At 60.8% G+C, this 14,216-nt stretch carries 10 protein-coding genes; 2 read left to right on the forward strand and 8 right to left on the reverse strand.

Annotated features, from left to right (window positions below; translation table 11 throughout):
- Positions 1-70: 70 nt before the first annotated feature.
- The gene (locus AC1D2P_RS17390) at positions 71-1,114 is read left to right on the forward strand and encodes an OmpA family protein (RefSeq protein WP_109785972.1); all 1,044 of its coding nucleotides are present in this window, start codon (positions 71-73) and stop codon (positions 1,112-1,114) included.
- Positions 1,115-1,190: 76 nt separating this feature from the next.
- On the opposite strand, the gene cobA is transcribed toward AC1D2P_RS17390, so the two are convergent.
- The 8 genes from cobA to AC1D2P_RS17430 all read right to left on the reverse strand — a co-directional run bounded on the left by cobA (position 1,191) and on the right by AC1D2P_RS17430 (position 12,832).
- Positions 1,191-1,955, reverse strand: coding sequence for a uroporphyrinogen-III C-methyltransferase (cobA, locus tag AC1D2P_RS17395; protein WP_477811526.1), 765 nt, complete (start codon positions 1,953-1,955; stop codon positions 1,191-1,193).
- A 10-nt stretch (positions 1,956-1,965) separates the two neighbouring features.
- Positions 1,966-4,683 (reverse strand): nitrate reductase, encoded by a 2,718-nt coding sequence (locus tag AC1D2P_RS17400; protein ID WP_477757642.1) that lies wholly within the window; start codon positions 4,681-4,683, stop codon positions 1,966-1,968.
- A complete protein-coding gene (nirD, locus tag AC1D2P_RS17405) occupies positions 4,683-5,000 on the reverse strand; it encodes a nitrite reductase small subunit NirD (RefSeq protein WP_046027048.1) in 318 nt (105 codons plus the stop codon). The genes AC1D2P_RS17400 and nirD overlap by 1 nt, the downstream gene beginning before the upstream one ends.
- Positions 4,997-7,450, reverse strand: a complete 2,454-nt coding sequence (nirB, locus tag AC1D2P_RS17410; RefSeq protein WP_046027047.1) for a nitrite reductase large subunit NirB — start codon at positions 7,448-7,450, stop codon at positions 4,997-4,999. The genes nirD and nirB overlap by 4 nt, the downstream gene beginning before the upstream one ends.
- Positions 7,451-7,770: 320 nt before the next feature.
- Positions 7,771-9,441 (reverse strand): bifunctional protein-serine/threonine kinase/phosphatase, encoded by a 1,671-nt coding sequence (locus AC1D2P_RS17415; RefSeq protein WP_223522469.1) that lies wholly within the window; start codon positions 9,439-9,441, stop codon positions 7,771-7,773.
- A 7-nt stretch (positions 9,442-9,448) separates the two neighbouring features.
- Entirely contained in the window at positions 9,449-10,660 is a 1,212-nt protein-coding gene (locus AC1D2P_RS17420; protein WP_046027045.1) for a nitrate/nitrite transporter, read from the reverse strand.
- A 369-nt stretch (positions 10,661-11,029) separates the two neighbouring features.
- Positions 11,030-11,605, reverse strand: coding sequence for an ANTAR domain-containing response regulator (locus AC1D2P_RS17425; protein ID WP_046027044.1), 576 nt, complete (start codon positions 11,603-11,605; stop codon positions 11,030-11,032).
- Positions 11,606-11,620: 15 nt separating this feature from the next.
- The gene (locus AC1D2P_RS17430) at positions 11,621-12,832 is read right to left on the reverse strand and encodes a CmpA/NrtA family ABC transporter substrate-binding protein (RefSeq protein ID WP_223522468.1); all 1,212 of its coding nucleotides are present in this window, start codon (positions 12,830-12,832) and stop codon (positions 11,621-11,623) included.
- A gap of 230 nt (positions 12,833-13,062) precedes the next feature.
- On the opposite strand from AC1D2P_RS17430, the gene AC1D2P_RS17435 reads away from it, so the two are divergent.
- The gene (locus AC1D2P_RS17435; protein WP_046027042.1) at positions 13,063-14,082 is read left to right on the forward strand and encodes a quinone-dependent dihydroorotate dehydrogenase; all 1,020 of its coding nucleotides are present in this window, start codon (positions 13,063-13,065) and stop codon (positions 14,080-14,082) included.
- The last annotated feature ends 134 nt before the right edge of the window (positions 14,083-14,216 follow it).

Genomic DNA, 14,216 nt, shown 5'->3' on the forward strand with positions numbered 1-14,216 from the left:
ATAGACTTGCCGCCGAGTTGTCCCCCGGTTTGAGGGACTGCTTTACAATCACCAGATGGGGATTTAACGGATGAAACTGAAAAACACCTTGGGCTTGGCCATTGGTACTCTTATTGCCGCTACTTCTTTCGGCGCTCTGGCACAAGGCCAAGGCGCAGTTGAAGGCGAGCTCAACTACGGGAAGAAGTACAACGACAGCGTTAAGAACGTTGAAGACGGCTACACTCCTGGCGCCTCCATCGGTTACTTCTTGACCGACGACGTATCGTTGAACTTCACCTACAACGCTGAAGACTACACCCGTTCGAACAACAACACTGGCAAGCAGAAAATCGAAGGCGACAGCTTCGGTCTGAACGCTCAGTACCACTTCAACAACGCCGGCGACGCTCTGCGTCCTTACGTTCAAGGTGGTGTTAAGCACGGCAGCATGAGCAACGTTCAAGCTGACGGCCACAGCGGCCGTGACCAGTCGACTTTCCTGACTGCTGGCGCTGGCGTTAAGTACTACTTCGTAGAAAACGTTTACGCACGTGCTGGCGTAGAAGCTGACTACAAACTGGACAACGGCAAGTGGGATTACATTCCTTCCGTAGGTCTGGGTGTTAACTTCGGTGGCGGCAACAAGCCAGTCGCTGCAGCTCCAGCTCCAGAAGTCTGCTCCGACAGCGACAACGATGGCGTGTGCGACAACGTTGACAAGTGCCCAGACACCCCAGCCAACGTAACTGTTGACGCTGATGGCTGCCCGGCAGTTGCTGAAGTTGTTCGTGTTGAGCTGGACGTGAAATTCGACTTCGACAAGTCGGTAGTCAAGCCAAACAGCTACGGCGACATCAAGAACCTGGCTGATTTCATGAAGCAGTACCCATCGACTACCACTACTGTTGAAGGTCACACCGACAACGTCGGTCCTGACGCTTACAACCAGAAACTGTCTGAGCGTCGTGCAAACGCCGTTAAACAAGTTCTGACCAACCAGTACGGTGTTGAATCCTCCCGCGTTCAGTCTGTTGGCTACGGCGAATCCCGCCCAGTTGCTGACAACAAAACTGCAGAAGGTCGCGCTGTAAACCGTCGCGTAGAAGCGCAGGTTGAAGCTAAAGGCAAGTAATTAGCCTTAAGCTCTGAGAAAAGCCCGGCTTAGGCCGGGCTTTTCTTTGTCTGCGATTTGGTGAGGCAAGTCAGAACTACTCAGATTGATTTACTTGTCTTCGCAGTGACTCACACCCCCACAGGGATTGAGTTGCACTGGCCGCTACTGCGCCGATCACCAGAATGGCCGGGCTTTTCAACTCAAAGGCGCCGGCATCTACTTCCATGGCTGACAGGGTGCTGCGGCATTCCCGTTGATGCGGCAGCGATGCGTTTTCGATCATCGCCACCGGCGTATCTGCCGCCATCGCGCCGGCCAACAATTGCTCGCGTATCTCGCTGAGCTTCGCCACCCCCATGTAAACCACCAGCGTCGTGCCACCTTGGGCCAGTGCCTGCCAGTTCAGGCTGCTGCCATCCTGGGTGTGGGCGGTGACCAACGTCACTCCTCGGGCAACGCCCCTCAAGGTCAACGGAATATCGCATTGCGTCGCGCCTGCCAGCCCGGCGGTGATGCCATTGACCAATTCGGTATCGACCCCGCGTTCGCGCAACCACTGCGCCTCTTCGCCACCTCGACCGAAGATGCACGGATCACCACCCTTGAGCCGTACCACGCATTTGCCCTGTCGGGCATAACGCAGCATCAGGCGGTGAATGAACGCTTGAGGGGTTGAGCGGCAGCCGCCACGTTTACCCACCGGGATAATCCGCGCATCGGGGCAATGCTCCAGCACCGCTTCGTTGACCAGATCGTCGATCAGCACCACATCCGCTTCTCTCAGTGCCCGCACAGCCTTGAGCGTCAGTAATTSAGGGTCGCCGGGACCCGCACCCACCAGCCAGACTTTTGCGCTCATAGTGTTTTCCTCACGAGATGACGGCGACCGGCTGCGCAGTAGCAGCCAGCAACCGCTTGATTTCCGGGACGCACGAACCGCATTGCGTGCCGCAACCCAATTCCTGTTTCAAACCTTGCAAGTCCAGGCCACGGCGGATACCGGCGCAGACTGCGTTTTGGCTGACGTTTTTGCAGTTGCACAGGGTTTTGTTGCCGATCGAGGCGGCATCGATCTGCCCCGGTGGTGCGCTCAGGGGCGCGAGCAGCCAGCGCCGCAGTTGCTCATCGGCGCGACCTTCGAGCCACAGGCTTTGCAACCAGTGTTGGGCGAGAGTTTCACCCGCCAGGCGAATAGCGGTGATGCGCCCGTTCTCGATCCGCACTCGCTTGCCGATGGAGCGCCGTGGATCGTCGTATGCCAAAACCGGTCCATCGAGGAGCCCGAGGCACTCATCAATGTCACGCAGCAGTTTCGGGGCTGGCGCGAAGGCGCTGGCAGCGCGTATCAGCAGCGCGGGGCGCTCACGGCCGGCAAGGCTGAGGCTGGCGTAGGAAAACGCCTCGCAGAGGGTGCGTAGGCTCTCAAAATGCTGTGGGATGTCTCCCTCGATCAGCGCAAACAGGTGCCATGGCAAATGCACGGGCTCAAGGCGCACACCGCTGTGCTTGAGTTCCGGTTGTTTCGACAGTGGATCGAAGGCCGCAAGGGTGAGGGTGTTTACACCTCCCTTGAGGAAGCGGTCACCAAAATGCATCGGCAAAAACGCCTGCCCCGGGCGCACGCTGTCATCGCTGGAGACTGGCACGATCACGGCGCCGCGACGGCTTTTCAGGCTGATCAAGTCACCTGGTTGCAGGCGATGCCTGCGCAACTCGTCCGGGTGCAGGCTCAACACCGCTTCGCTGACATGACCGAACAGCTGCGCCGCAGTGCCGGTACGGCTCATGCCGTGCCATTGATCGCGCAGGCGACCGGTGATCAGCGTCAGTGGGAAACGCGCATCCCGTTGTTCCTTGGCGGCGCGATACGGGTCGGCGACGAATTGCGCGCGGCCGCTGGCAGTCGGGAAGATACCGTCGAGATAGAGGCGGGCGGTACCTTGGCGGGCGCCGGTCGGAAATGGCCATTGCTGCGGGCCGAGCTGGTCGATCAGCGCATGGCTGACCCCGGACAAGTCCAGATCACGGCCGCGGGTCAGTAATTTGTATTCGTCGAACACCTGCGCCGGTGTTTCAAAGGCAAACAAACTTGGGGATTCGGGGCGTAAATGTTTTTCCAGCCGCTGCGCGAAATCCACCGTGATCGCCCAGTCCGGGCGCGCGGAACCAGGTGCGACGATTGCCCGGCGGACGTGGGAAATACGCCGTTCCGAATTGGTGACGGTGCCTTCCTTTTCACCCCAGCTCGCAGCGGGCAACAACAGGTCGGCAAACCCGGCGGTTTCAGTGGTACGAAAGGCTTCTTGCAGCACCACGAACGGGCAGGTTTCAAGTGCCGCACGCACAGCCGTCTGATCAGGCAGTGATTGTGCGGGGTTGGTGCAAGCGATCCACAGTGCTTTTATTTTTCCGCGGCCGACCTGGTCAAACAACTCGATGGCCGTCAGCCCAGGGTTCTCAGGCAGTTGATCGACGCCCCAGTAAGCCGCTACATCGGCACGATGCTCAGGGTTGGCGGCGTCGCGATGCCCTGGCAGCAGGTTCGACAGACTGCCGGTTTCCCGCCCGCCCATGGCGTTCGGCTGACCGGTCAATGAGAAAGGTCCTGCGCCGGGGCGGCCAATTTGCCCGGTCGCCAGGTGCAAATTGATCAGCGCGCTGTTTTTCGCGCTGCCGGCGGTGGACTGGTTTAGCCCCATGCACCACAACGACAGGAAACTCGGTGACGTACCGACCCATTCGGCGCATTGCTGCAATTGCTCAACGCTGATTCCACACAGCTGCGAAACCATTTGCGGTGTGTAATCGCGCACCAGGTTTTTCAGCTCGGTCAAACCGTCGGTGTGGGCCTTGATGAAGTCTCGGTCGATCCAGTCTTCCCACAGCAGCAGGTGCAAAATCCCATGGAACAGGGCGACATCGGTCCCGGGAAGAATTGCCAAGTGCAGGTCAGCTAGATCGCACGTGTCGGTGCGACGCGGATCGATGACGATGACTTTCATCTGTGGTCGGCGGGATTTGGCTTCTTCCAGTCGACGAAAAAGTACCGGGTGGGCGTAGGCCATGTTACTGCCGACGATCATCACGCAGTCGCTCAACTCCACGTCTTCATAACTGCACGGTGGCGCATCGGCGCCCAGGCTGCGCTTGTAGCCGACCACCGCCGACGACATGCACAGTCGCGAATTGCTGTCGATGTTGTTGGTGCCCACCAACGCCCGCGCCAGTTTGTTGAAGGCGTAATAGTCCTCGGTCAGCAATTGCCCGGAAATGTAGAACGCCACGCTGTCCGGGCCGTGTTCGGCAATGGTCCGGGCGAAAACGCTGGCGGCATGATCGAGGGCGGTGTCCCAGTCGGTGCGGCTGCGTGCCAGGCCTTTGCCCAGGCGCAGTTCGGGATAGAGCGCTCGCGCAGTCAGGTCACCGGTCAAATGCAGGGTTGATCCCTTGCTGCACAATTTGCCGAAGTTGGCCGGGTGGGCCGGATCGCCACTGACGCCGAGGATGCGCTCGTCGTCATGTTCGATCAGCACACCGCAGCCGACGCCGCAATAGCAGCAGGTAGAAGCGGTGATTTGACGGTTCATCAGCTTGCTTCCCGCAGGGCCAGCAGCACCCGACCATTCTCGACCCGTGCCGAGTGATGGTGGGCGCAGCCGATGTCAGGGGCCAGGGCTTCGCCGGTTTCCAGGTCGATTTGCCAGTTGTGCAGCGGGCAGGCCACGCGTTTGCCGTACACCAAGCCTTGTGACAGCGGCCCGCCCTTGTGTGGGCAGCGGTCRTCGAGGGCGAAAACCTCATCGTCGCTTGTACGAAAAATCGCGATATCACCTTTCGGCCCGGCAATGATCCGCGAGCCCAGGGCATTGATGTCTTCCAGTGCGCAGATATCCAGCCAGTTCATGCCAGCACCTCCAGGTTCTTCAACGGAATGACGTCGAACTCTTTTTTCAGCTGCGGCTGCGCCAGGCGTTCCTTCCACGGGTCTTGCTCGAACGACAGCGAGAATTGCAGGCGATCATTGAGTGCCTTGCGCCGCACCGGGTCCTCCAGCACGGCTTTCTTGATGTGTTCCATGCCGACCCGTTGCAGGTAATGCACGGTGCGCTCCAGGTAGAAGGCTTCTTCGCGATAGAGCTGCAAGAACGCGCCGTTGTATTCACGAACTTCTTCAGCGGTTTTCAGCTTGACGAAGAACTCGGCGACTTCGGTTTTGATCCCGCCATTGCCGCCGATGTACATCTCCCAGCCGGAATCCACGCCGATGATTCCTACGTCCTTGATGCCCGCTTCCGAGCAGTTGCGTGGGCAACCGGAGACCGCCAGTTTCACTTTGTGCGGTGACCACATGTTGAACAGGTCATGCTCCAGTTCGATGCCCAATTGGGTGGAGTTCTGGGTGCCGAAGCGGCAGAACTCGCTGCCAACGCAGGTCTTCACGGTGCGGATGGATTTGCCGTAGGCGTGACCGGATGGCATGTCGAGGTCTTTCCAGACGCCCGGCAAGTCCTGTTTCTTGATCCCCAGCAAGTCGATGCGCTGGCCACCGGTGACCTTGACCATCGGTACGTTGTACTTGTCGGCGACGTCGGCGATGCGCCGCAGTTCCGAAGGGTTGGTCACGCCGCCCCACATCCGCGGGACAACCGAATAGGTGCCGTCTTTTTGAATGTTGGCGTGGGCGCGTTCGTTGATCAGGCGTGATTGCGGGTCGTCCTTTGCCTCACCCGGCCAGGTGGAAATCAGGTAGTAGTTGAGGGCCGGGCGGCACGTGGCGCAGCCATTCGGTGTGCGCCAGTTCAAGTAGCTGATGGTCCCGGCAATGGTCAGTAAATGTTGCTCGCGGATGGCCTGGCGGATTTGGCCGTGGTTGAGGTCGCTGCATCCGCAGATGGCTTTTTCGCTTTTCGGTTTGACGTCCGCCGCGCCACCCACGGTGTTGATCAGGATCTGCTCCACCAGCCCTGCGCAGGAGCCGCATGAACTTGCAGCCTTGGTGTGTTTTTTCACCTCGTCGACACTGAACAGTCCGTGCTCCTGAATCGCCTTGACGATGGTGCCTTTGCACACGCCGTTGCAACCGCACACTTCGGCGGTATCGGCCATGCTCATGGCTTTGTCCTGACCTTGATGCCCGACGTCACCTAGAGCGTTTTCACCGAACATCAGGTGATCGCGGATCTCGTCGATGGCGTGATTCTCACGAATCTGCCGGAAATACCAACCGCCATCGGCCGTGTCGCCGTACAGGCAGGCGCCGACCAGCACGTCATCCTTGATCACCAGTTTTTTGTAGATCCCGCCGATCGGGTCGGAGAGGGTGATGGTTTCAGTGCCTTCGCCGCCCATGAAGTCGCCGGCAGAGAACAGATCGATGCCGGTGACTTTCAATTTGGTCGACGTCACTGAACCTTGATAGCGGGCGAAGCCCAATTGGGCGAGGTGGTTGGCGCAGACTTTGGCTTGCTCGAACAGGGGCGCGACGAGGCCGTAGGCGATGCCGCGATGGCTGGCGCATTCACCGATGGCGTAGACCCGCGGGTCGTAGGTTTGCATCGTGTCATTGACCAGAATCCCGCGGTTGCAGGGGATGCCGGATTTTTCCGCGAGTTCGGTGTTGGGGCGAATGCCAGCGGCCATCACCACCAGGTCGGCGGGGATGATGTCGCCGTTCTTGAATTCAACCGACCCGACCCGGCCATTGCCCCCGTCGTGCAGCGCCTGGGTTTGCTCGCGCAGGCGAAAGTGCAGGCCGCGCGCTTCGAGGGCGGTTTGCAGCAGTTGACCGCTGGTCTTGTCCAATTGTCGTTCCAGCAACCACTCGCCGATATGTACCACGGTCACATGCATGCCGCGCAGCATCAGGCCGTTGGCGGCTTCCAGGCCCAGCAGGCCTCCACCGATCACAACAGCGTGCTTGTGGGTCTTGGCGGTGTTGATCATGGCCTGGGTATCGGCGATATCGCGGTAGCCGATCACACCCTGCAAGGTGTTGCCGGGGATCGGCAAGATGAATGGGGTCGAACCGGTGGCGATCAGCAGGCGATCGTATTCGGCTTCGGTGCCGTCTTCGGCGATGACGCGGCGTTTGACCCGGTCGATCTCCACGACTTTGCGGTTGAGCAACAGCTTGATGTTGTTTTCCAGGTACCAGTCGAGGTCGTTGAGCACGATCTCTTCGAACGTCTGCTCACCGGCCAGTACTGGCGACAGCAGGATGCGGTTGTAGTTGGTATGAGGTTCGGCGCCGAAGACCGTGATGTCGTACAGCTCGTTGCTCAGCTTGAGCAGTTCTTCCAGGGTGCGAACCCCGGCCATGCCGTTGCCGATCATCACCAGTTTTAGTTTTTTCATCAGGTTCTCCGGGGAGTTCAGACCCGCCTCATCAGGGCTTTCAGGTCTTGCTCGACAATTTTGCGCAAACAAAAAAAGGCGTCCCGCTAGTTGCCTAGCGAGGACGCCTTTGTCCTTGTCCCGTTCTCTCGGGCAGCGCAGCCTTCTACGTTGAAGGCCGGGCTTTATGTGTGGTGAAGAAGGTAATGCAGTGGTTGTGCCAAGTGCTCCAGGTCAACGGGTTTGTTGGGTTTAGTCGTGGTTTCGGACTTTGGCAGGAGCGTTTTTGCACCGATTCAATGCACGTCGCCCGCAATTGGCGCGGCTACAAGGGATCTGTGTCAGCCATGAACCACTAGAAACAGCAGCGCCAGATTGATCACCAGCGACACCAGCGCCATCGTGCGCCAGACTTTCAACGGCTCGCGCTCCAGCAACGGCTTGGGGCGCACGCTCAAACTGCGCCGCTCGCCTTGCTCCAGCACCAGCAACCATTCTTCCGCCGTTTCAAAGCGCACAAGCGGATCCGCTGCGACAGCCCGTTGCAAACACTGCGCGATCCAGTCGGGCACATCCGGCCGGTAGCGACTGGCGCTCACCGGTACACCAAACCGGGGCCGCTGAAACGCTTCGATTTCGCCGTAGGGATAGTGCCCGGTCAGCAGCCAGTACAACGTCACGCCGACGGCATACAGGTCTTGTTGCGGCGTCGGGATGCCCCCGCGAAAGGCTTCCGGTGCGATATAGCTGGGTGTTCCGGGCAGGGCCGAGGGTTGATCCTCGGACAAGCCCGGGCAGTAGGCGAGGCCGAAGTCCAGCAGGCGTAGCTCACCGTCGTCCCCCAGCAGCAGGTTATCCGGTTTGATGTCGCGGTGCAGGATTTGTCGGCGATGCAGCAGCCCCACGGCGCGGAGCAGGCGTTCGGCCAGGTCTTGCCATTGAGCCAGTGGCAGTGGTCCGACACCTGCGTGCAGTTCTGCCAGCGTCGATCCGGAATATTCACGCATCACGTAGTACAAATGCTGACGCTGACTGGCGGCATGGACTTCAGGGAAATGCCGTCCGGCCACGCGTTTGAGAAACCATTCCTCCGACAGCAGTGCCTGCCCGGCCAAGTGATCGTCGCGCAGCGCACCGGGCAAGGTTTTCAGTAGCCAGGGTTGCTGTTGCCCATCGCGCACTCGGTAGAGCAGTGACTGCTGGCTCTGGCCGACGATCCCCTCGACTTGCCAGCCTTCGAAGGACTGACCGGGTTTCAGTGCAGGAGGCAGCGGCCATTGCTGCAAATGAATCAGTGCGTCGCCGATGCTCGTTTCACCGAGGGCGTCGACACGCACCAGCAGGGCGCTGGCGTTGTCCTGGCTGCCGGCCAGGTGCGCCGCGCTGACCAAGGTCTGTGCGGCACTGTCCAGATCGGGCTGATCGCGCAAAATAGCGGCAATGGCCGTATCGCCCAGCACGGCCCAGATGCCATCGCTCAGCAGGACAAAACTTTCATTGAGGCGCAATTCGCCATCGAGAAAATCCAGCACCAGATGTTGGTCGAGGCCCAGCGCCCGTTTGAGCACATGTTGCATGCCCGGTTGGTCCCAGACGTGATCCTCGCTGACGCGCTGCAACTGATCCGCGTGCCAGCGGTACACGCGGCAATCGCCGACATGGGCCAAGGTAAAACGCCTGCCGCGCATGACCAGGGCGCTGACGGTGGTCAGCAGCGGCTGCCCACCGCCATTGGCCTGCAACCAGCGATTTTGCGCCAGCAGCAGACGGTCCAATGCCTGGGCGACACCCCAGGTTTCCGGGGTGGCGTAATAATCCAGCGCCAGGGCCTGCAAGGTCGAGCGAGCGGCGAGGCCGCCGTCGGCGCATTGGCTGACGCCGTCGGCAATGGCGAACAAGTAACCCTTGCTCGCCGCCAATGCCGGGGCGGGCGTCACCAGGCGCAGGGCGTCCTGATTTTCCTCGCGCGGCCCCGTGGCGCTGGCTTCGGCAAAACTCAATTGCAGGCTCATTGAGGCGTCAGACCCGAGCCGCCGTCACGGCGGCCGAACCCCATGTGGTTCTCCAGCGACGTTTCACCCCGTGCAAGCCGAACCAGGCCAGAACACCGAGGCTGGCGAACAACCACAACGCCAGTTGGTAGCTGCCGGTGCTTTGCTTGATCGCGCCCATGCCGGCCGCCAACGCGAAGCCGCCGATGCCGCCGGCCATGCCGATCAAACCGGTCATTACACCAATCTCCCGACGAAAACGCTGCGGCACCAACTGGAAAACCGCGCCGTTACCTGCACCCAGACCGAGCATGGTGCAGACGAAAAGTGCCAGCGCCGCGTAGGAGCTCGGCAGATTGAAACCCACCGCCGCGATGCAGACGGCGGCCACGGTGTACATCGCGAGCAGCGTGCGAATACCGCCGAACCGGTCGGCCAGTGCGCCGCCCAAAGGACGCATCAGGCTGCCGCCGAACACGCAGGCCGCGGTGTAGTAACCGGCGGTCACCGGGCTCAGGCCGTACTGGTCGTTGAAGTAGCCGGGCAGGGCGCTGGCCAGGCCGATGAAACCACCGAAAGTCACGCTGTAGAAAAACATGAACCACCAGCTGTCGCGGTCACCCAAGGCCTTGAAGTAGTCGGCCATGGATTTGGCTTTCGGCCGCTCCGGTGCGTTTTTCGCCAGCCAGGCGAAGACGATAATGGTCAGGATCAGCGGGATCAGGGCGAAGCCGAACACGTTGCTCCAGCCGAATGCCGCCGCCAGTACCGGGGCGATCAATGCCGCCAGAACCGTGCCGGAGTTGCCCGCTCCGGCGATGCCCATGGCTTTGCCTTGATGCTGCGGCGGATACCATTGCGACGCCAGCGGCAGGGCGACGGCGAAGGACGCACCGGCCATGCCCAGGAACAGGCCCAGCACCAGCGCTTGCTCGTAGCTGTGAATGCCTAGTTTCCAGGCGCCGAACAGCGCACAGATGACAATGACCTGGCCGATCAGCCCGGCGGTTTTGGGCGACAGCCGATCTGCCAGCATGCCCATGATGAAGCGCAGCACGGCCCCGGCCAGAATCGGCGTGGCCACCACCAGCCCGCGCTGTTGCGTGGTCAGGTGCAGGTCGGCGGCGATCTGCACTGCCAGTGGGCCGAGCAGGTACCAGACCATGAAACTCAGGTCGAAATAGAGAAAGGCCGCGAACAGGGTCGGGGTATGGCCGGATTTCCAGAAGCTTGAATTCATCGCGCACCTCAGCTGTGAAGAGTCTCGAGAAGGAGTCATGAGCTAGCAGGTGGGGCGCCTTTGGGCCGCACCACCGGCCCCGGGCTGTGGGGCCAAAACGAAAAAACGCCGCTACCCGATTCGCCAGGGGCAAATGAGGTGAGCGACGTCTTTGTCGTAGGTGGGGCAACCGCCGTTGGTTACCTGTGGTGATTACATAGCCAAATCTGTGCCAACAACCGAGACCTGGTGGAGATCGTTCCCACGCTCCGCGTGGTCACGCCGCCGTGGACGCTCTGCATCCGCTTCACGCTGTGACGCGGAGCGTCACGGGATGCATTCCCACGCGGAGCGTGGGAACGATCATCTGTGCCAGGTTCGGGAGATCGGTTACTGGAGCAACTCACTCATGGCAATGATCTGCTCCGCCACTTGAATCAGTTTCTGCTGGCGGCTCATGGCCTGGCGGCGCATCAGGGTGTAGGCCTCTTCCTCGTTGCAATGCTTCATCTTCATCAACAAGCCCTTGGCCAGCTCGATACGCTTGCGCTCGGCCAGTTGCTGGTCGCGGGCATGCAATTGGGCGCGCAGTGCCTGGTCGCTTTCAAACCGCGCCATGGCCACGTCGAGAATCGGCTGCAAGCGTTGTGCGTGAATGCCTTCGACGATGTAGGCACTGACCCCGGACTGGATCGCCTGACGCATCACGCCGGGGTCATGTTCATCGGTAAACATGACGATCGGCCGTGGCTGATCGCGGGTGACCAGCACCACTTGTTCCATCACATCGCGGCTCGGTGACTCGGTATCGATCAGAATCACGTCCGGGCGCACCGTTTCGACGCGCTCGGGCAGGTCGATGGTCAAACCCGATTCGTCGATCACCTCGAATCCGGCTTCAGTCAGCGCGGCTTTCAGGCGGCCGACTTTTTTCGCCGTGTCGTTGATCAGCAGGATACGCAACATGTTCGCAGTCTCCTGTCAGCGGTGGGCGAATCGGTAAGAGCTGTCGCTCATCGCGTGCAGCTTGAAACTGCGGGCATAGCCGACCGGATCGGAACCGTCCCAGACGTTGCCGTCGATTAACTGGCTGCTGCGCATGTCTTGATCCGAAGCGGCGACACCGACGGCGTTGGCGGCTTCGCGGTACAGGTCCAACTGCTGAACCTGACGGGCCACACCGAGGTAATCCGGGTCGTCGCGCAATAAACCCCAGCGCCGGAACTGGGTCATGAACCACATGCCGTCAGACAGGTACGGAACGTTGACCTCGCCACCGGCGTGGAAACGCAGTGCGTGCGGGTCCTGCCAGCGATTGCCCAGGCCGTCGGCGTAATCGCCCAGCAGACGTGGCTCGATGCAGTCCAGAGGGGCGTCGAGGTAATCGGGTGCACTAAGTAGTTGTGCAGTGCTGCGGCGATTTTCCGTGCTTTGCTCGATGAAGCGGCTGGCTTCCAGGATCGCCATCACCAAGGCCCGCGCGGTGTTGGGGTAGTGCTCGACAAACGCACGGGTACAGCCGAGGACTTTTTCCGGGTGGTCGGGCCAAATGGTCTGGGAGGTTGCCATTGTGAACCCCAGGTTTTGCTGCACCGCGCTGGCGGCCCATGGCTCACCCACGCAAAAACCGTCGATACGCCCCGCTTGCAGGTGCGCGACCATTTGCGGTGGCGGTACCACCACGCTGTCGACATCCTGCAACGGATGGATACCCTGGCTCGCCAGCCAGTAATACAGCCACATGGCGTGGGTGCCGGTGGGAAATGTCTGGGCGAACGTGAGTTTTGGGCGAGTTTGGTGCACGTGTCGGTCGAGTGCTTCAGGACCGGTCACGCCCAGCGCCTGCAAACCGTGGGAGAGATTGATGCTCTGGCCGTTCTGGTTCAGCCCCATCAGCACGGCCATGTCAGTCGAGGCTACGCCGCCGATGCCCAGGTGCACCGCATAAATCAGGCCGTACAGGCTGTGCGCGGCGTCGAGTTCGCCGCTGACCAGCTTGTCGCGCAGGTTGGCCCAGGACGACTGACGCTTGAGGTTCAGGGTCAGGCCGTAGGGCTGGGCGAACCCCTGGGTGGCGGCGACCACGACCGAGGCGCAGTCGCTCAGGGCCATGAAGCCGAGATTGATGTCGGTCTTTTCCGGGGCATCGCTGCCATTGACCCAGGCCAGGGGGGTGGCTGGAACTTCAATCATCGTTAAGCACCTTCCATAAAAAAAACGCCGTACCGGGCGGCTTGCCAGAGCAAGGGCCAGTGACGACGCCTTTGTCTTTCGACCCATCCCGTCGTTGGCATGAGTGCTGATAGCGGTGATGGTGCAAGGCATATGCCATCGCGGGCTGATTTTGTCGCGTGCCTCGCCTGCGACGCCGATGCGCGGCTATAATTACCGCCACTTTTCGTAGCCCAGAGTCAAACCCGCCCATGTACACCCTGGCCCGTCAGCTGTTGTTCAAACTTTCCCCGGAAACCTCCCACGATCTGTCCCTGGACCTGATCGGCGCGGGTGGGCGTTTGGGCCTCAACGGCTTGCTGTGCAAAGCTCCGGCGAACATGCCGGTGTCGGTCATGGGCCTGGATTTTCCGAACCCGGTCGGTTTGGCCGCCGGTCTGGACAAAAACGGCGCGGCCATCGACGGTTTCGCCCAGTTGGGCTTTGGATTTGTCGAAATCGGCACCATCACCCCGCGTCCGCAACCCGGTAACCCGAAGCCACGGATTTTCCGCCTGCCCGAAGCCGAGGCGATCATCAACCGCATGGGCTTCAACAACCTGGGCGTCGATCACCTGCTGGCCCGCGTCGCCGCCGCCAAATACAAGGGCGTGCTGGGTATCAACATCGGCAAGAACTTCGACACTCCGGTTGAACGTGCGGTCGACGATTACCTGATTTGCCTGGACAAGGTCTATGCCCATGCCAGCTATGTGACGGTCAACGTCAGCTCGCCCAACACACCGGGCCTGCGCAGCCTGCAGTTCGGTGATTCGCTCAAGCAGTTGCTCGCTGATCTGGCCACGCGCCGCGCAGAACTGGCCTTGCGCCACGGCAAACACGTGCCGCTGGCGATCAAGATCGCGCCGGACATGAGCGACGAAGAAACGGCGCAGGTCGCACAAGCGCTGATTGAAACCGGCATGGACGCAGTGATCGCCACCAACACCACCCTCAGCCGCGTCGGCGTCGAAGGCATGGAGCACGGTGACGAGGCGGGCGGTCTGTCCGGTGCACCGGTTCGCGACAAGAGCACTCACACCGTGAAAGTACTGGCGGCGGAACTGGCGGGTCGCTTGCCGATCATTGCCGTGGGCGGTATCACCGAAGGCAAGCACGCGGCAGAGAAAATCGCGGCAGGTGCGAGCCTGGTACAGATTTACTCCGGCTTCATTTACAAAGGCCCGGCGCTGATTCGTGAGTCTGTAGACGCCATCGCAGCCCTGCGCTGATTGTGTAGCAGCTGCCGAGCCTGCGAGGCTGCGTCCGGCTGCGCAGCAGTCGTCAAACCTGCATGCACGGTGCCTCTGCAAATCGCGGTGTCTGATTTCACGACTGCTTCGCAGCCGGACGCAGCCTCGCAGGC

It is taken from the genome of Pseudomonas sp. P1_F1_2, from assembly GCF_056405815.1.

Coding starts and splice junctions, on each gene's coding strand:
- AC1D2P_RS17430 (WP_223522468.1), bottom strand. CDS start 12,832: ATGATTGAAGTTCCAGCCACCCCCCTGGCCTGGGTCAATGGCAGCGAT.
- AC1D2P_RS17435 (WP_046027042.1), top strand. CDS start 13,063: ATGTACACCCTGGCCCGTCAGCTGTTGTTCAAACTTTCCCCGGAAACC.
- AC1D2P_RS17420 (WP_046027045.1), bottom strand. CDS start 10,660: ATGAATTCAAGCTTCTGGAAATCCGGCCATACCCCGACCCTGTTCGCG.
- AC1D2P_RS17400 (WP_477757642.1), bottom strand. CDS start 4,683: ATGAACCGTCAAATCACCGCTTCTACCTGCTGCTATTGCGGCGTCGGC.
- AC1D2P_RS17425 (WP_046027044.1), bottom strand. CDS start 11,605: ATGTTGCGTATCCTGCTGATCAACGACACGGCGAAAAAAGTCGGCCGC.
- AC1D2P_RS17390 (WP_109785972.1), top strand. CDS start 71: ATGAAACTGAAAAACACCTTGGGCTTGGCCATTGGTACTCTTATTGCC.
- nirB (WP_046027047.1), bottom strand. CDS start 7,450: ATGAAAAAACTAAAACTGGTGATGATCGGCAACGGCATGGCCGGGGTT.
- AC1D2P_RS17415 (WP_223522469.1), bottom strand. CDS start 9,441: ATGAGCCTGCAATTGAGTTTTGCCGAAGCCAGCGCCACGGGGCCGCGC.